The sequence below is a fragment of the Mycobacterium sp. NGS67 genome (assembly GCF_059812185.1).
Genome location: NZ_JCALCF010000017.1, coordinates 57,008 through 74,113, shown reverse-complemented (window position 1 = coordinate 74,113; position 17,106 = coordinate 57,008). Strand labels below are relative to the sequence as shown.

The following is a 17,106-nucleotide window of genomic DNA, read 5'->3' as shown; positions in this document are numbered from 1 at the left end:
AACGGGACATTTCATGGATTTCTCGACGACCGAAGCAGCCCAGGACCTCGGTGGCCTGGTCGACAGCATCGTCGACGCGGTGTGCACACCCGAGCGTCAGCGTGAGCTCGACGGCCTCGAGCACCGGTTCGACCGCGAGCTGTGGCGCAAGCTGATCGACAGCGACATCCTGACCAGTGCAGCCCCGACCCAGGTCGGCGGCGACGGCTTCGGGGTGCTCGAGCAGGTCGCGATCCTGGTGGCGCTCGGGCACCAGCTGGCGGCGGTGCCGTACCTGGACTCGATCGTGCTGGCCGCCGGCGCCCTGGCCCGGTTCGGTTCCGAAGAGCTGCAACGTGATTGGGGCGCCCCCGCGGTGAGCGGTGAGAAGATCCTGACAGTGGCGCTGGACGGCGAGATGGGCGAAGGTCCGGTGCGGGCCTCCGGCCATGGTGATGGCATTCGGTTGACCGGCACCCGCACCCAGGTGAGCTTCGGCCCGACCGCCGACGCGTTCCTGGTTCCAGCCGAAACCGATTCCGGCACAGTCGTTTTCCTGGTCGCCGCGGACGACCCGGGTGTGACGGTCACCCCGTTGCAGACCACCGGACTGGGCAGCGCGGGACATCTGGCGCTGGACGGCACCGAGGTGCCCGCCAGCCGCAAGGTTGGTGACGCCGTCGTCGTCGCCTGGTTGCGCACCCTGGCAACCCTCGGCCGCAGTGCCTACCAACTCGGGGTACTGGAGCGCGGTCTGCAGCTGACAGCCGAATATGCCCGCACCCGTGAGCAATTCGACCGCCCGATCGGCAGCTTCCAGGCGGTGGGTCAACGGCTCGCCGACGGCTACATCGACGTCAAGGGTCTGCGGTTGACGTTGACGCAGGCCGCCTGGAAGGTGGCCGAGGACATTCCCGCCGAGATCGACGTCGCGTCCGCGGCGTTCTGGGCCGCCGATGCCGGGCACCGGGTTGCGCACAGCATCGTGCACGTACACGGCGGCGTCGGCGTCGACACCGACCACCCGGTGCACCGTTATTTCCTGTCCGCCAAGGAGACCGAGTTCGCGCTGGGCGGTGCCACCGGGCAGCTGCGCCAGATCGGTCGCGAATTGGCCGAAACCCCGGTCTAGCCATTGCCCCTCGGCGCCGAGCGTGAGGCTGGACGCACATTCGACGCCGAGCGTGACGCTGGATGCACACTCGAGAGGGTTTTGAGTTGAGCGCCGACCCCACGGTCACCGAACTGCTGGTCCCGCTGGCCGAGATCGACGACCGCGGCGTCTACTTCGAGGACTCCTTCACCAGTTGGCGTGCACACCTTCGGCACGGCGCTGCCATAGCGGCCGCGCTGCGCGCCCGACTGGATCCGGCGCGTCCGCCGCACGTCGGCGTGCTCCTGCAGAACACGCCGTTCTTCTCGGCGATGCTGGTGGCCGCAGCGATGACCGGCATCGTGCCGGTCGGGCTGAACCCGGTGCGCCGCGGCGCGGCGCTGGCCCGCGACATCGAGCACGCCGACTGCCAGCTGGTGCTGGCCGACAGCGGATCGGCCGAGACGTTGGACGGCATCGACCACATGGACGTCGACTCGCACGCCTGGGCCGACCAGGTGACCGCCCATCGGGATTCCCTACCGGTGTTCCGATCCGCCTGTCCCACGGACCTTTTCATGCTGATCTTCACCTCGGGCACCAGCGGTGAACCCAAGGCGGTGAAGTGCAGCCACGGCAAAGTGGCCAGCGCCGGGCAACGCATGGCGCAGCGTTTCGCGCTGGGCCCCGACGACGTCTGCTACGTGTCGATGCCGCTGTTCCATTCCAACGCGGTCCTGGTCGGCTGGGCGGTGGCCGCGGCCTGCCAGGGTTCGCTGGCGTTGCGGCGCAAGTTCTCCGCCTCGCAGTTTCTGCCTGATGTCCGTCGCTACGGCGCGACCTACGCCAACTACGTGGGCAAGCCGCTGTCGTATGTGCTCGCCACCCCCGAGCAGCCCGACGACGCCGACAACCCGTTGCGTGCGGTCTACGGCAACGAAGGCGTACCCGCCGACATCGAACGCTTCAGCGCCCGGTTCGGCTGTCTGGTGCAGGACGGGTTCGGCTCCACCGAAGGCGGCGTGGCGATCGCCCGCACCCCCGACACCCCGCCCGGCTCGCTGGGCCCGCTGCCGGAGGGGATCGCCATCGTCGACCCTGATACCGGAGAGCCCTGCCCGCCCGGGGTGGTCGGCGAAGTGGTCAACACCGCCGGGCCGGGACGGTTCGAGGGCTACTACAACGACGCCGTCGCCGAGGCCGAGAGAATGGCCGGCGGCATCTACCACAGCGGCGACCTCGCCTACCGCGACGAAGCCGGCTATGCCTATTTCGCCGGGCGGCTCGGCGACTGGATGCGCGTCGACGGCGAGAACCTGGGCACCGCCCCGATCGAGCGGGTGCTGCTGCGCCACCCGGCGGTGGTGGAAGCCGCGGTGTACCCGGTGCCCGACCCGGTGGTCGGCGACCAGGTGATGGCCGCGCTGGTGCTGTCGCCCGGCGCGCAATTCGACGCCGACGAGTTCCGCGCGTTCCTGGCCGCACAACCCGACCTGGGGCCCAAACAATGGCCGTCGCAGGTGCGGATCAGCGCCGGGTTGCCGGGGACGGTGACGTTCAAAGTGCTCAAACGGCAGCTGTCGGCCGAGGGCGTCGACTGCGGCGAGCCCGTCTTCGCCATTGGCCGCTGATCGACCCCGTTGGCCAGCGCAAACGCGCATCGGCGGGAACAGATCCCGCTATTACGCGCGAATCCAACAACCCGCCGCCGAGACGCGATACGATCCGCGCCTAACCGCTTGCAGCATTGCGTACCCGACCGCGTCGGGCCGTTTTGAACCAGTGCGAGGTGCCGGATGTCATACCTGCTCGTAGTGCCCGAGACGATGACGGCGGTAGCCACGAATCTGGCCAGTATCGGATCGACGATCACCGCGGCCTCAGCTGCTGCTGCAGCGCCGACCACCGGTCTGTTGTCGGCCGCCGCGGACGAGGTGTCGGCGGCCGTCACCCAGTTGTTCTCCCAGCATGCGCAGGGCTATCAGACCCTCGCCGGGCAGGCCGCGGCGTTCCACGCTCAGTTCGTGCAGGCGGTGACTTCCGGCGCCGGATCCTATGCCGCCGCCGAGGCGGTCAACCTGCGATTGGCCGCCGCCGCGGCGACCGACCCCATCCAGGCGCTGCTGTCTCGTCCGATCATCGGCAACGGCGTCAATGCGACGGCCCCGGGCGCCCCCGGCGGTGACGGCGGGTGGCTGTTCGGAAACGGCGGCAACGGGGCCGCGGGGGCGGCAGGCCAGGCCGGCGGTACGGGTGGCTCCGCCGGGCTGTGGGGTAACGGGGGCATCGGCGGTGCCGGTGGCAGCGGCGGCGCGCCGGGTGGCGCCGGCGGCAACGGCGGTCTGCTGTTCGGTGTCGGGGGCGCCGGCGGACTCGGCGGCGTGGGGGCCGCCGCCGGTCTCGGCGGGCTGGGCGGACACGGCGGCAACGGCGGGCTGCTGATCGGCAACGGCGGCTTCGGCGGTCAAGGCGGCCAGGGCGGCGCGGGCGGTGGCACCGGCGGTCACGGCGGCGACGGCGGCAACGCCGGCTTCCTGCTAGGGGCGGGTGGCAACGGTGGGGCCGGCGGCTTCGGTGCGCCCGGCGCGCTCGGCGGTGGCATGGCAGGCGACGGCGGCACCGGCGGCAACGGCGGGGCGGGCGGGTTGTTCATGAACGGCGGTGTCGGCGGAGCCGGCGGCCAGGGTGGCAATGGCGGTCCCGGCATCGACTCTTTGAACCCCGCCGTGGTAGGTGGCTCCGGCGGGCTGGGCGGTAACGGTGGTGCCGGCGGGCAAGGCGGCGCCGGACCGGTGTTGTTCGGCCACGGCGGTGCCGGCGGCCTCGGTGGCCAGGGCGGGACCGGCGGCACCGGAGGGTTGGGCGCCGACAGCTCCGTCGGCATCGGGGGTACCGGAGGCACCGGAGGCACCGGTGGAGCCGCCGGACCTGGCGGGTCCGCCGGGGTATCCGGCTTCCTCTCCAACGGCGGGCTCGGTGGGGGTGTCGGTGCCGGCGGCACCGGAGGCAACGGCGGCGACGGCGGCAAGGGCGCGGGCGGCACCAACGCCTCTGTCCCCGGTACCAACGGCACCAATGGGTTCGCAGGCGGCAAAGGTGGCGGCGGCGGCCAGGGCGGGGCGGCGGTGCCGGGCGGTGTCGCCGGTACCGGTGGCACCGGCGGGGCGGGCGGCACCGGCGGTCTGGGCGGCAACGGCGCGGACGCCGTCGGCAACGGCAATGCGGGTGGCAAAGGCGGGGACGGCGGCATGGGCGGCGCGGCCGGGCTCGGCGGTGCGGCGGGCACTGGAGGTGGCGGAAAGGCCGGCGCTCTCGGAGCCGGCGGCGACGGCGGCAACGGCGGCAACGGAGCCAAGGGCAGCGTCGGGTCCAACGGCAAGAACACCTTCATCTTTAACGCCAGCCCTGGGGACGGCGCTGACGGCGGAGCGGGTGGCAATGGCGGTGCCGGCGGTGGGGCCGGCGGCACGGGCGGCACCGGGGGCACCGGTGGTCATGGTGGGAACGGCGCCGACGGTGGCAACGGCGGCAGCAACACCTCCGTTAGCAACACCCTCCAGGTCACCGGCGGCAAGGGCGGCGCCGGCGGGGCCGGAGGCGCGGCCGGGGCTGGCGGCGCGGCCAACGGTGGCACCGCGGGTGCGCTGGGCGTCGGCGGCAACGGCGGCGACGGCGGCGACGGCGGCAACGGCAGCAAGGGTGGCGGCGGCGGCAACCAGGGCTCCAACAACGGCCTGCCCGGCGGAAACGGCATCGTGGGTGGCGACGGCGGCAAAGGCGGTGCCGGCGGGGCCGCAGGCGCCAACGGTGGTCTTGGTGGCGACGGTGGCGACGGCGGTATGGGCGGCACTGGCGGCAACGGCGGTAACGGCGGCGGCGGCATAAGCGGCACGGCTGCGGCTCCCGCGGGAGGCGCGGGCGGCTCCGGCGGTACCGGCGCCAGTGGCGGCGCGGGGGGCGGCGGTGGTGACGCCGGCGGACCAGGTGGCAGTGGCGGCAAAGGCGGCACCGGTGGCACGGCCGGCAACGCGGGCGACGGCGGCACCGGCGGCAATGCGGTGCAACCCAATGCCGGCGTGGTGGACGCGCCGGATGGCGGCCAGGGCGGCACCGGCGGGCAAGGCGGTAAAGGCGGCCAAGGTGGCACCGGTGGTGCGGCCGGCGTCGGTGGTATCGGCGGGACCGGCGGCACCGGGGGCAACAGCGGCAACGGCGGCAAGGGCGGCCTTGGCGGTAACGGGGCGGTCGGCGGCACCAGCAACAGCGCTGGCGCGGCAGCCGGATCCGGGGGTCAGGGTGGTCAAGGCGGTAGCGCCGGCATCGGTGGTACTGGGGGCACCGGGGGCGCCGGCGCCACCAAGGCGCCCGCGGGCAGCGGCGGCCTAGGCGGCAACGGTGGGAACGCAGGTGCCGGTGGAGACGGCGGTAAGGGTGTTGCCGGCGGTAACACCAAGGGCTCTGGCAGCACCACCGCCGGCGACGGCGGCGCTGGCGGAAATGCCGGCGATGCCGGTGGCGGCGGCGCCGGCGGCACCGGCGGCGTGGGTCTGACCGGTGGCCAGGGCGGCAACGGTGGCAACGGCGGTCACGGCGCCAACGGTGGCACCGGTGCCGACGGTGCCGACGGTTCGCAGACCTTCACGGCCACTTACGACGCCACCGCCTCCGGTGGCGACGGGGGTGGCGGCGGCATCGGCAGCAAGGGTGGCAACCCCGGCGCCGGTGGGGCTCCCGGCGGCGCCGGCGGCTTCGGCAATCTGGGCAAGGGCGGTGACGGCGGCAACGGCGGCGCCGGGGGCAAGGGCGGCAGTGGCGCCAACGGTCTCAACACGCCGATACCCACGACGGTGGCGCAGGCCACTGCCGGCGGCAACGGCAGTCCGGACGGCACCACTGCGACCGGCGGTGATGCCGGCACCGGTACAGCCGGCAGCCCCAGCAGTGGTTCTCCGAATGGTCAGGTTCAGCAGGGCGGTAACGGTGGCAACGGCGGCGCCGGAGTCAACGCTGCCGCAGGCGGCACCGCGACCGGCGGCAAGGGCGGCCAGGGCGGCGACGGCAGTCTGTTCGGCGGACCCGGCGGCAACGGCGGAACGGGTGGCGCTGCCACCGAAAACGGCACTTCCGGAATTGCCGCAGCCGGAATCGGGGGCAACGGCGGAGACGGGAATGGCGGTGACGGCGGCAAGGGCGGAACGGGCGGCAATGCCACCGTGACCGGCGATGCCGGGAAGGCTACCGGCGGAAACGGCGGCAACGGTGGCGACGCCAATCCCGTCATCATCTCGAGCAAGGCGGTCAGCAACGGCGCCGACGGCGGAGCCGGCGGCAACGGCGGAAACGCCACCGTCGCTACCAACGGGCAGGCCTTCGGCGGCAAGGGTGGCAACGGGGGCAGCGGCGACCACGGGACGGTCAATGCCGGCATCGGCGGCAACGGTGGGCTCGGCGGTGCGGCAGGTGCCGGCGGCAGCAACGGTGGCAGCGGTGGCACCGGCGGTGCCGGCGGCGCCGGCGGTGCCGGCGGTGACGGTGCCGTCGGCGGTAAAGGCGGCGCCGGCGGCAACGGTGGCTTCACCACCGTCGGTGCTGGCTCGACGGGCTTGGGCGGCGTCGGCGGCAATGGCGGCGGCGGCGGCACCGGTGCCATCGGCGCGGCGGGCGGCGTGGGCGGCAACGGCGGCCAGGGCGGTGCAGCGGGAAGCAACGGCGGCACCGCGGGCAACGGTGGTGCGGGCGGCGTCGGCGGCGAGGGTGGCGACGGCGGCAAGGGCGGTGACGGCGGCGCGGCCGGAACCGGCTCGTCGTCCGGCACCGGCGGCACGGGCGGCACCGGTGGCACCAGTGGCGCCGGCGGTCAGGGCGGATCGGGCGGCCAGGCCGGCAACGGCAATCCGTTTGGCACGGGCGGCGCCGGGGGCGCAGCACAAACCGGGAACGCCGGCACCATCACCGGTGGCGGCACGGGTGGCGGCGGCGGCGCGGGCGGCACCGCGGGCGCCGGCGGCATCGCTTGACGTTGCCCCTCAACGGTTTTCACGGTGCTCCGGCGCTCGACCCGGCAACATGCGGCATCGCCGTCTCGGGTATCCGGCACTTCTCCTGGGGCAGCTGGTCGACCGGCGTGGCGTGGTCCACGATCAAAGTCCCGCTGGCCATCGCAGCGCTGCAGGCTGACCGCCGCAGCGCGGAGCCCCTGGTAGTCAAGGCCATCACCGAATCCGACAATCCCGCCTCCGAGCAGTTGTGGTCGCAACTCGGCGAACCGGTCGAGGCGGCGGGGCGGGTTCAAGCTGTTCTGGCCGCCGCCGGAGATTCGTCGACCATCGTCGAATCTCAGCGCCTCCGAACGGGATTCACCGCATTCGGCCAAACGGTCTGGCCGCTCGACCGGCAGGCGCTGTTCGCGGCGAACATGAGCAGCGTCCCGGAGGCCACCATCGTCATCGAACTCATGCACCGCCTGATTCCCGAACAGCGATGGGGTCTGGCCGCCAAAGGCATTCCCGCCAAAGGTGGTTGGGGACCCGGTCAGAAATCCGGATACCTGGCCCGCCAGTTCGGCATTGTGCCTGCGGCAGCAGACCATCTGGGCGTGGCCCTAGCCGCCGAGGCCGAAACGTTCGAGGCCGCAACGACTGTCGTCAACCAGCTCGCGGACTGGCTGTACGACCAACTATCCCAGCAGTGACGGCACCACCGCGTCGATCAGATGTGGGCCCGGTTCCGCGAACGCGTCGCGCAGCGCGTCGGCCAAGTCCTCGGCTGTGTTCACCCGCCGCGCAGGTATCCCCATGCCTTCGGCCATCTTCACGAAATCCATTGTCGGACGCGATATGTCGAGCAGGTCCACCGCCTTCGGTCCCGGCGCGGACCCGGCTCCGACCCGTTGCAACTCGAGGCGCAGGATGTCGTAGGCGCCGTTGTTGTAGATGACGGTGGTGACGTCGAGGTTCTCCCGGGCCTGCGTCCACAGCCCCGAGATCGTGTACATCGCCGACCCGTCGGACTCCAGGCACAGCACCGGGCGATCCGGGGCCGCCACCGCGGCACCCACGGCGGCCGGGATGCCGTAGCCGATCGCTCCCCCGGTCAGCGTCAGCCAATCATGTGCCGGCGCACCGGCGGTGGCCTGCGGCAGCAGCGGACCCGAGGTGTTGGATTCGTCGACGACGATCGCCCGTTCGGGTAGCAGCGCACCGATCACGTCGGCCGCCGACGCCGCCGTCAACGAGCCCGACGGCAGCTGCGGACGCGACGGCGCCGCTACCGGCGCCGTCGTCCCCGGGGCCAGCTCCTCGGCCAACGCCACCAAAGCCAGTCCCGCGCCGCGGCTTTCGGCCAACACGTGCACCTGACACCCCGCCGGCACCAGATCGCTCGGCATATCGGGGTAGGCGAAGAACGACACCGGCGACTTGGCCCCGGCCAGCACCAGGTGCTTGGCGCCGCTCAGCTGCGCGGCCGCGGCCTCGGCGAAGTAGCCGAGCCGTTCGACGGCGGGCACGCCGGCGCCGCGCTCCAGCCGCGTCGGGAACGTCTCACACAACAAGCGTGCACCGGTGGCCTCGGCGATGCGCGCCGCCGCGGCCAACCCTTCTCCATAAGTGGCGTCTCCCCCGATCAGGATCGTCGTCGGCTCGCCGGAACGCAGCACCGCGGCAACCGAACCGTCGTCGATCCTGGCACCCGACCACGACGTCGCGACCGCTCGCGCGGGTTCGGCCCCCTCCGACCAGGAGGCGTCGGCGGGCAGGATCAGCGTCGCGACGTGTGCCCCGGACACGCTGGCCGCGATTGCCTCGGCGGTGTCGGCTGCGACCTCACCGGCGGTCGAACTGCGGCGCACCCATCCCGAGACGGTGCCGGCAACCGCGTCGATGTCGGATTCCAGTGGGGCGTCGTACTTCTTGTGATAGGTGGCGTGGTCGCCGACGACCACCACCATCGGCACCTTGGCGCGCCGCGCGTTGTGCAGGTTGGCCAGCCCGTTCCCAAGACCCGGGCCCAGATGCAGCAACACCGCGGCCGGGCGGCCGGCGATGCGGGCGTAGCCGTCGGCGGCGCCAGTGGCCACCCCCTCGAAAAGCGTTAGCACACCCCGCATCTCGGCCACCGTGTCCAACGCCGCCACGAAATGCATCTCGGAGGTACCGGGATTGGCGAAGCACACGTCGATACCGCCGTCGACCAATGTGTTGATCAGCGCCTGAGCACCGTTCATCTGTCCACCTTTCCGTGCAGTTCCGGCAGCTTGAAGACCCGTTCGGCATTGCGCCGCAGGAAGTCCCGACGGGTCTCGTCGCCGAGTCCGAGTTCGTCGAGACCTGCCAGGGCGTGGGTGTGGGCGATCATCGGATAGTTGGTGCCGAACAGCACTTTGCGTTGCCCGGTACCGGTTTTCATGAAGCGTACGAGCTCGTTGGGCAACCGCTTGACGGTGTAGGCAGAGGTGTCGATGTAGACATTCTCGTGTTTGCGGGCTACCGCGACCATCTCCTCGGTCCAGGGATAGCCGACGTGCCCGCACACGATCACCAATTCCGGGAAGTCCAGCGCCACCTGGTCGATGTAGGGAATCGGGCGCCCGGTCTCCGACGGTCTCAGCGGGCCGGTATGCCCGACCTGGGTGCAGAACGGCACCCCCGACTCCACGCATTGCGCGAGCAGCGGATAGTAACGGCGATCGGTGGGCGGCGCATCCCACAACCACGGCACCACCCGCAGGCCGACGAACCCGTCGGCAACCCGTTGGCGCAGTTCGCGAACCGCGACCATCGGACGGTTCAGGTCGACGGCGGCCAATCCGGCAAACCTGTCCGGATGCGATGAAACCCATTGTGCGACTTCATCGTTGGACACCAGGTCCTGGTCGCCCGGACCCAGCCACGCGCTCAGCAGGCCGAACTCGACGCCCGCCGCGTCCATCGAAGCCACCGTCGCTTCGATCGGGAGGTCGGCGTCCGGGATCGACCCGCCGGTCCAGCGCCGCAGCGAGGCGAGCATGTCGCTGCGCAGGAACCGTAAGGTCGGGTGCTGCATCCACACATCGATCGTCATCGCGGCTTCGACTCTAGACGTCGAGTGCGGCGCGGGCGGCAGCGTATGTCTGCCGCGCGTACCCGCCGCCGAACAGCACCACGTGTGCCAGCAGCGGGAAGAGCTGGTGCAGTCCGACCCGGTCGCGCCAGCCGGGTTTCAGCCGATGCACCCGCTGGTAGCCGTCCAGGACGGATTCGTAATGCGGGCAGCCGAACAGCGCCAGCATGGCCAGGTCGGTCTCCCGGTGACCGCCGTGGGCGGCGGGGTCGATCAGCACCACCCCGTTCCGGGTCCACATCACGTTGCCGCTCCACAAGTCCCCGTGCAGGCGCGCCGGCGGGTCGTCGTCGTCGTAGTCACCGGCCCGGCAGCGTGTCATGACCGCATCGAGAGCGGTGCGGGTCGCGGCATCGAGTCGGGCCGCCGCGCGGTCAGTCATCGGGACCAGCCGCTCGTCGGCGTAAAACTCGCCCCAGCGACGGTGGTGCCGCAACGACATGGGCAACGGCTGCGACAACGGTCCGAAGAATCCGGGCCCGTCCCACCCGTCGGGTCCCGCGCCGAAGGCCACCGCGCCCGCGTCGTGCGTGACCGCCAGTCGGGTACCGAAGACACGCGCCGCTTCGGGGTCGGGAGCTACCGGGTCGAGTCGGCCCAACGTCAGACTGGTCGCGTCGACAGCGACCACCCGCGCGCAGGGGACGCCGCCCTCGACTCCGCCCAGCCACCGCAGCCCGGCGGCCTCGCAGGCGAAGAATCCTGCCGGGGCGCCCCGTCGCTGTTTGACGAAGTCGCTCAAGCGGTTACGTGAGCGGCATGCACATCGTCGGCCTGGCGAGCCTCGGTCTGCTCCTTGGCCCAGCGGTAGTCCGGCTTGCCGGCCGGTGAACGCTTCACCTCGTCGACGAACCAAAGACTGCGCGGCACTTTGTATCCCGCGATCTCCGAGCGCACGAAGCTGTCCAGTTCCGCCAGCGTCGGCCGTGCCCCCTGACGCGCCTGCACCACGGCCGCGACGTGCTGACCGTAACGCGGGTCGGGCACACCGACCACCAGTGCGTCGAAGACGTCGGGATGACCCTTCAGTGCCGCTTCGACTTCTTCGGGGTAGATCTTCTCCCCGCCGCTGTTGATCGACACCGAACCGCGGCCCAGCATCGTCACGGACCCGTCCTCTTCGACCAGCGCCCAGTCGCCCGGAATCGCGTAGCGCACACCGTTGATCGTCTTGAACGTCTCGGCGGTCTTCTTCTCGTCCTTGTAGTAACCGACGGGGATGTTGCCCTTCTTGGCGATGAAGCCGCGCACCCCGGAGCCGGGCTTGACCTCGTTGCCTTCTTCGTCGAGGACGACGGTGCGGTGGTCGATGGTGACCCGCGGGCCACCGCTGTGCGGCGCGTCCTTGGCCACGATGCTGGTGCCACCGAAACCGGTCTCCGAGGAGCCGATCGAGTCGGTGATCACCCGATTCGGCAGCAACTCCAGGAGTTTCTCCTTGATGCTCGGCGAGAACAGGGCCGCCGTGCTGGCCAGCAGGAACAGCGACGAGAGGTCGTACTCGTTACCCGCGTCCTGATGCGCCAGCAGCGCATCGAGCAACGGACGAGCCATCGCGTCGCCGGTGAAGAACAGCAGGTTCACCTTGTGGTCGTGGATGGTGCGCCACACCTGGTCGGCGTTGAATTCCGGTGCCAGGACGGTGGTTTGGCCGGAGAACAGCGACATCCAGGTGGCGGATTGGGTGGCGCCGTGGATCATCGGCGGGATCGGGTACCGGATCATCGGCGGGTTCGCGGCGGCGGCCTTGGCCAGGTCGTACTCGTCCTTGACGAATTCGCCTGTGGCGAAGTCGGTTCCGCCGAACAACACCCGGTAGATGTCTTCGTGGCGCCACATCACGCCCTTCGGGAAGCCCGTTGTGCCACCCGTATACAGCAGGTAGATGTCGTCGGCGCTGCGCTCGCCGAAGTCACGGTCGGGCGAGCTGTCGGCGATGGCGGCGTAGAACTCGACGCCCCCGTAGCGCTGGTAGTCGTTGTCGCTACCGTCCTCGACCACCAACACGGTCTTGACGTTCGGCGTCTCCGGCAGCACGTTGGCGACCCGGTCGGAGTACTGCCGCTCGTGCACCAGCGCGACCATGTCGGAGTTCTCGAACAGGTAGCGCAGCTCGCCCTCGACGTAGCGGAAGTTGACGTTGACCAGGATCGCGCCGGCTTTGATGATGCCGAGCATCGCGATCACGATCTCGATGCGGTTGCGGCAGTACAGACCGACCTTGTCGCCCTTCTGCACTCCTTGGTCGATCAGGTAGTGCCCCAGGCGGTTGGCCTTCTCTTCCAGTTCGGCGTAGGTCAACTGCTCGTCACCGCAGATGAGGGCTACACGGTCGGGCACAGCGTCGATGGCGTGCTCGGCGAGGTCAGCAATATTCAAGGCCACGGACCCTAAATTAGAACGTGTTACATTTCTTGACAAGCTGATGCCCAACGTCGCGCGAAAGGCGGTCACGGTGACCGAGACTCCAGCAAACGAATCCGAACCGGACGCCCTGGTCGAGCAGCGCGGTCACACGTTGATCGTCACGATGAACCGCCCGCACCGTCGCAACGCCCTGAGCACCGAAATGATGGAGATCATGGTGCAGGCGTGGGACCGCGTCGACAACGATCCCGACATCCGCTGTTGCATCCTCACCGGTGCCGGTGGCTACTTCTGCGCCGGGATGGACCTCAAAGCGGCAACCGCGAAGCCACCGGGCGATTCTTTCAAGGACGGCAGCTACGACCCGTCGCGCATCGACGCGCTCCTCAAGGGTCGCCGGCTGACCAAACCCCTGATCGCGGCCGTCGAGGGTCCGGCGATCGCCGGCGGTACCGAGATCCTGCAGGGCACCGACATCCGCATCGCCGGCGAGAGCGCCAAGTTCGGCATCTCCGAGGCCAAGTGGAGTCTGTACCCGATGGGTGGTTCGGCGGTGCGCCTGGTGCGCCAGATTCCCTACACGGTGGCGTGTGACCTGCTGCTGACCGGACGGCACATCACAGCGGCCGAGGCCAAGGAGATGGGGCTGATCGGTCACGTCGTCCCGGACGGTCAGGCACTGGCGAAGGCGCTGGAACTCGCGGAGATCATCGAGAACAACGGTCCGCTGGCCGTCCAGGCGATCCTGAAGACCATCCGCGAGACCGAGGGCATGCACGAGAACGAGGCCTTCAAGACCGACACGCAGGTCGGGATCAAGGTGTTCCTCTCCGACGACGCGAAAGAGGGTCCGCGGGCGTTCGCCGAGAAGCGCAAGCCGCAGTTCCAGAACAAGTAAGCGCCCCTTCGCCGAGCGTGTAACCACTGCCAAATCCAGGCCGAAATTTCGCAACAGCGACACGCTCGGCGAACCTGTCCGGCCCCCTTCGGCGAACCTGTCCGCCCCCTTCGCCGAACGTGTAACCACTGCCAAATCCAGGCCGAAATTTCGCAACAGCGACACGCTCGGCGAACCTGTCAGTCCCGCTCGGCGAACCTGTCCGCCCCCTTCGCCGAGCGTGTAACCACTGCCAAATCCAGGCCGAAATTTCGCAACAGCGACACGCTCGGCGAACCTGTCCGCCCCGGACGCCGAACCTGTCCGCCCCCTTCGCCGAGCGTGTAACCACTGCCAAATCCGGGCCGAAATTTCGCAACAGCGACACGCTCGGCGAACCTGTCCGCCCCGGTCGGCACACTGCGCTCATGGTCGAGCCATTTGTCGGCAGCGAAGCAATAGCGTCCGGCGTGATCACGCCCTACCAGCTGCGTAGCCGCTACACCGCGGTGCACCGGGACATCTACCTCCCGGTCCACACCGAACTGACCGCGACACAACGCGCGCATGCCGCCTGGCTGTGGTCGAAGCGGCGCGGTGTCGTTGCCGGCCAATCCGCCGCAGCGCTGCACCGCGCAAAGTGGGTTGACGACGAGCAGCCTGCACAGCTGCTCTACGACTGCCGCCGTCCCCCGCGGGGCGTCATCACCTGGTCAGACCGCATCACGCCGGACGAGACCCAGCTCATCCGGGGCATACCGACAACCACGCCGGCCCGCACCGCCTTCGACCTCGCCTGCCGGTATCCACTGGACAAAGCGGTCGCCGCCATCGACGCGCTCGCCCGCGCAACCAGACTCGACACCGCCGACATCGAGTCGCTGGCGAAGCGCCATAGCGGCCACCGCAACATCAGGCGGGCGCGACAGGCTCTCGCCCTCGTCGATCCGGGCGCGGAGTCCCCGCAAGAGACCCGGCTCCGGTTGCTGGTCATCAGTGCCGGCTACCCGCCACCGCAGACCCAGATACCGGTGTACGGCTTATACGGGGAGCTGGTCGGGATCGTCGACATGGGTTGGGAGCAACTGAAACTCGCACTGGAGTACGAGGGGGCACACCATCGCACGCCCGACCGGTTCGGCCAAGACATCGCCCGCTACGAAACGATGAACACCGATCTGGACTGGATCACCATCCGGGTCACCAGCCGCGACACCGACGGCGGCATCCTGGGACGGCTGGGGTCGGCCTGGGCGCGGCGCGGAATGCCGCCGCCCACGACTCAAGGATTTTCGAGATTGTCGACCAACTTGCCGGTGATCCGGTTGGCCACCACCTGCGCCTGATCGACGATGTCGTAACCGCACGCCACCACGTCGATGACGTACTTGGTGTGGATGGTCAGCACATGCTGGCAGAGGTATCGCGCGTTCTCCTGGTTGATGCCGGCCGTCAGCGTGGTGCCCGTCTGCTCGAACGACTTCATCACCCAGTGCCCGACGCTGCCGCTGGCATCGGCGGAGTAAGACTTGCCGTTGCACTGTTGCCAGGCCTGGGCCGCGGTTTTCAGGTAGCTGCGCGCCGCGTCGGGCGTATCGAGCGCAGCGATCCCCTGCGCGACATAGTGCGAATGTTCCCCTTGCGGTGACGATCCCACGGCCCCCCTGAGCGCCTGCCAGTCGACGCCGGACAACGAGGTGGGCGGCAGAATCATCGAGACGCCGATGCAGGTGGTGGGATCGACCTTGACCGGATCCTTCGAAAGCCTGGTGAAGCGACTCGATGTCACGAAGTTGTTGTCGCTGACCGCCGATCGCACCTCGGCCTCGGTGAGCGTCGACGACGTCAGGCCCGCGGCCAGCGGCTGATCGGTCAGCTTTCTGGTCTCGCCGCCACCGGCGGCACGCAGGACGGCGGTCGTGACGATCACTGCGACGGCGGTCAACGCGATGAGTATGCACGCCAGCACTTTTCGGTTCACGAGGCGTCCATGATCTTGGCAGCGATGGTGTCTGTCTTGGTCGCGACTCCCGACCGGTCGTCACAGACGATGACGCTAGCGATCGCGGTGCCGGCGGTTGTGACGTCCTGTTGGCAGAGGAAGCTGTCGTCGGCGGCGAAACGGTACTGGGCGGAGATCTTGTCGCGGCCATCCGCGACGATCGTCGCGGTCATCTTGACCCCGCCGGCCGAGTATTGCTGTTTATTGCAGCCCCGCCAGGCTTGCAAGCGTTGTTGCATAAAGCGATTCGCCGCGGCGGTCGACGGCGCTGTCGCGACATACTGGTCGACGCTGCCGCGGATGTCATTGCCGGTGGCGTGCAGCGTCTCCGATTGGATCGAGTTGACGCCGACGGCAGCGAAGGCCGATTTGAGGTCGATTGACTGGATGGCTGCGCACTGTTGGGGCGTGACGGTGAAACCGGGCTCGGTCAGTTTCGTCGTCGAGTCGATAAGTCGGTAATTCGTTTCACCCATCACCTCGTTGACTTCCTGCACCGACAACAGCGACGGTCCGGACGCCTGCGACGACCCGGTAGTCATGAAGATGATCGGCAACGCGATCGCCACGGCGGCGACCGCACAAACCGCGGTGATGGCAACGGCATGCCGCTTCCATCGCGACTCTTGTCCTGGTCGCTCGGGGCCGGGGCGCGGCGCGGAGAACGCGGGTGCCGGTGCGACGAAGGCCGCCGGTTGCGGCCAGGGCGGCGGGGTGGCCGGCGAATGTTGCCACGGTGCGGGAGCGACGGGTCCCGGGCCGGGTCGAGACGGCTGTGGATGCGGCGCAGGTTGCGGCCCGGTGCTAGGGGTGTTGATGGCAGCACGTGCCGCCGCGATCAGTTCCTTGGTGGTGGAATAGCGCTCGTCGGGGTTCTTGGCCATCCCCTTGGCGACGACGTCGTCGAGTTGCGGTGGAATGCCGGGACGCAGCGTGGACGGGCGCGGCGGCGGCAGGGTCAGATGCCCACCCAGTTGTTGCTCGAGGCTGTCACCGGGGAAAGGTTGGCTGCCGGTCAGGCACTCGTGCATCACGCAGGTCAGCGCATAGATGTCGGCGCGGTTGTCGTTGCGGTCGCTGGTCAAGCGTTCGGGCGCCAGATAGGCCCAGCTACCGACGACGCTTCCGGTGTTGGTCAGCGACGTCTGCCCGGTCGCGCGCGCGATACCGAAGTCGATCAGATAGGCGAAGTCGTCCTCGGCCACCAGGATGTTGGACGGTTTGACGTCGCGGTGCACCAGATTGACCCGGTGCGCGGCGTGCAATGCCGAAGCCACCTGTCCGATGATGTGCAACATCCGCGTGGGTTCGAGCGGCCCTTCGGTCAATGCGGTTTGCAGGTCGCGGCCCTGGATGAGGCGCATCGTGACGAACAGCCGTCCCTCGATCTCACCGAAGTCGTAGATCGGAACCACGTGAGGTTCGTCGAGCCCGGCCGCCGAGCGGGCTTCGCGGCGGAACCGCTGCTGGTAGGTCTGATCGTCGGCGAACTGCGCGGGAAGCACCTTGAGCGCGACCACGCGCTCGGTGGCTGTGTCGAACGCTCGCCAGACCTCGCCCATGCCGCCGCGCCCCAGCAACTCGATCAACCGATAGCGGCCGAACGGCGTCCCTTCCACGTGCACCTCCCCCTAGGTTGCCTGCAGCGGTAACGATAGGGTTCGGCCACAGCATTCACCGAAGAAACTC

At 69.5% G+C, this 17,106-nt stretch carries 12 protein-coding genes; 6 read left to right on the top strand and 6 right to left on the bottom strand.

What is annotated here, in order from left to right; all coding sequences use genetic code 11:
• Nucleotides 1-13 precede the first annotated feature (13 nt).
• From AC5Y4D_RS17050 to AC5Y4D_RS17035, 4 genes are all read left to right on the top strand, one after another.
• Entirely contained in the window at nucleotides 14-1,111 is a 1,098-nt protein-coding gene (locus AC5Y4D_RS17050; RefSeq protein ID WP_499943666.1) for an acyl-CoA dehydrogenase family protein, read from the top strand.
• A 62-nt stretch (nucleotides 1,112-1,173) separates the two neighbouring features.
• Entirely contained in the window at nucleotides 1,174-2,703 is a 1,530-nt protein-coding gene (fadD17, locus tag AC5Y4D_RS17045; protein WP_499943667.1) for a long-chain-fatty-acid--CoA ligase FadD17, read from the top strand.
• A 165-nt stretch (nucleotides 2,704-2,868) separates the two neighbouring features.
• Nucleotides 2,869-7,089, top strand: a complete 4,221-nt coding sequence (locus AC5Y4D_RS17040) for a PE family protein (protein WP_500037689.1) — start codon at nucleotides 2,869-2,871, stop codon at nucleotides 7,087-7,089.
• On the top strand, nucleotides 7,086-7,763 hold the full coding sequence (locus AC5Y4D_RS17035; protein ID WP_500037688.1) for a hypothetical protein: 678 nt from the start codon (nucleotides 7,086-7,088) through the stop codon (nucleotides 7,761-7,763). The genes AC5Y4D_RS17040 and AC5Y4D_RS17035 overlap by 4 nt, the downstream gene beginning before the upstream one ends.
• Here AC5Y4D_RS17035 and AC5Y4D_RS17030 read toward each other — a convergent pair.
• The 4 genes from AC5Y4D_RS17030 to AC5Y4D_RS17015 are packed head-to-tail and all read right to left on the bottom strand — an operon-like array spanning nucleotide 7,749 to nucleotide 12,592.
• Nucleotides 7,749-9,296, bottom strand: a complete 1,548-nt coding sequence (locus AC5Y4D_RS17030; protein ID WP_500037687.1) for an acetolactate synthase large subunit — start codon at nucleotides 9,294-9,296, stop codon at nucleotides 7,749-7,751. The two genes, AC5Y4D_RS17035 and AC5Y4D_RS17030, sit on opposite strands and share 15 nt — an antisense overlap.
• Complete coding sequence (locus AC5Y4D_RS17025; RefSeq protein WP_500037686.1) at nucleotides 9,293-10,132, bottom strand: amidohydrolase family protein; 840 nt, start codon at nucleotides 10,130-10,132, stop codon at nucleotides 9,293-9,295. The genes AC5Y4D_RS17030 and AC5Y4D_RS17025 overlap by 4 nt, the downstream gene beginning before the upstream one ends.
• Nucleotides 10,133-10,145: 13 nt before the next feature.
• Nucleotides 10,146-10,913 (bottom strand): fructosamine kinase family protein, encoded by a 768-nt coding sequence (locus AC5Y4D_RS17020; protein WP_500037685.1) that lies wholly within the window; start codon nucleotides 10,911-10,913, stop codon nucleotides 10,146-10,148.
• Nucleotides 10,910-12,592, bottom strand: a complete 1,683-nt coding sequence (locus tag AC5Y4D_RS17015) for an acyl-CoA synthetase (RefSeq protein ID WP_500037713.1) — start codon at nucleotides 12,590-12,592, stop codon at nucleotides 10,910-10,912. The genes AC5Y4D_RS17020 and AC5Y4D_RS17015 overlap by 4 nt, the downstream gene beginning before the upstream one ends.
• A 4-nt stretch (nucleotides 12,593-12,596) precedes the next feature.
• Between AC5Y4D_RS17015 and AC5Y4D_RS17010 the strand changes: the two genes are divergently transcribed.
• Together AC5Y4D_RS17010 and AC5Y4D_RS17005 are read left to right on the top strand one after the other, a co-directional pair.
• The gene (locus AC5Y4D_RS17010; protein WP_499943181.1) at nucleotides 12,597-13,436 is read left to right on the top strand and encodes a crotonase/enoyl-CoA hydratase family protein; all 840 of its coding nucleotides are present in this window, start codon (nucleotides 12,597-12,599) and stop codon (nucleotides 13,434-13,436) included.
• A gap of 407 nt (nucleotides 13,437-13,843) precedes the next feature.
• On the top strand, nucleotides 13,844-14,761 hold the full coding sequence (locus AC5Y4D_RS17005; RefSeq protein WP_500037684.1) for a type IV toxin-antitoxin system AbiEi family antitoxin: 918 nt from the start codon (nucleotides 13,844-13,846) through the stop codon (nucleotides 14,759-14,761).
• On the opposite strand, the gene AC5Y4D_RS17000 is transcribed toward AC5Y4D_RS17005, so the two are convergent.
• Nucleotides 14,698-15,396, bottom strand: coding sequence for a sensor domain-containing protein (locus tag AC5Y4D_RS17000; RefSeq protein ID WP_500037683.1), 699 nt, complete (start codon nucleotides 15,394-15,396; stop codon nucleotides 14,698-14,700). The two genes, AC5Y4D_RS17005 and AC5Y4D_RS17000, sit on opposite strands and share 64 nt — an antisense overlap.
• Nucleotides 15,393-17,042, bottom strand: a complete 1,650-nt coding sequence (locus tag AC5Y4D_RS16995; RefSeq protein WP_500037682.1) for a serine/threonine-protein kinase PknH/PknJ — start codon at nucleotides 17,040-17,042, stop codon at nucleotides 15,393-15,395. Before AC5Y4D_RS16995 ends, AC5Y4D_RS17000 begins: the two co-directional genes overlap by 4 nt.
• Nucleotides 17,043-17,106 lie beyond the last annotated feature (64 nt).

Coding starts and splice junctions, on each gene's coding strand:
- AC5Y4D_RS17040 (WP_500037689.1), top strand. CDS start 2,869: ATGTCATACCTGCTCGTAGTGCCCGAGACGATGACGGCGGTAGCCACG.
- AC5Y4D_RS17050 (WP_499943666.1), top strand. CDS start 14: ATGGATTTCTCGACGACCGAAGCAGCCCAGGACCTCGGTGGCCTGGTC.
- AC5Y4D_RS17025 (WP_500037686.1), bottom strand. CDS start 10,132: ATGACGATCGATGTGTGGATGCAGCACCCGACCTTACGGTTCCTGCGC.
- fadD17 (WP_499943667.1), top strand. CDS start 1,174: ATGCACACTCGAGAGGGTTTTGAGTTGAGCGCCGACCCCACGGTCACC.
- AC5Y4D_RS17005 (WP_500037684.1), top strand. CDS start 13,844: ATGGTCGAGCCATTTGTCGGCAGCGAAGCAATAGCGTCCGGCGTGATC.
- AC5Y4D_RS17030 (WP_500037687.1), bottom strand. CDS start 9,296: ATGAACGGTGCTCAGGCGCTGATCAACACATTGGTCGACGGCGGTATC.
- AC5Y4D_RS17010 (WP_499943181.1), top strand. CDS start 12,597: ATGCCCAACGTCGCGCGAAAGGCGGTCACGGTGACCGAGACTCCAGCA.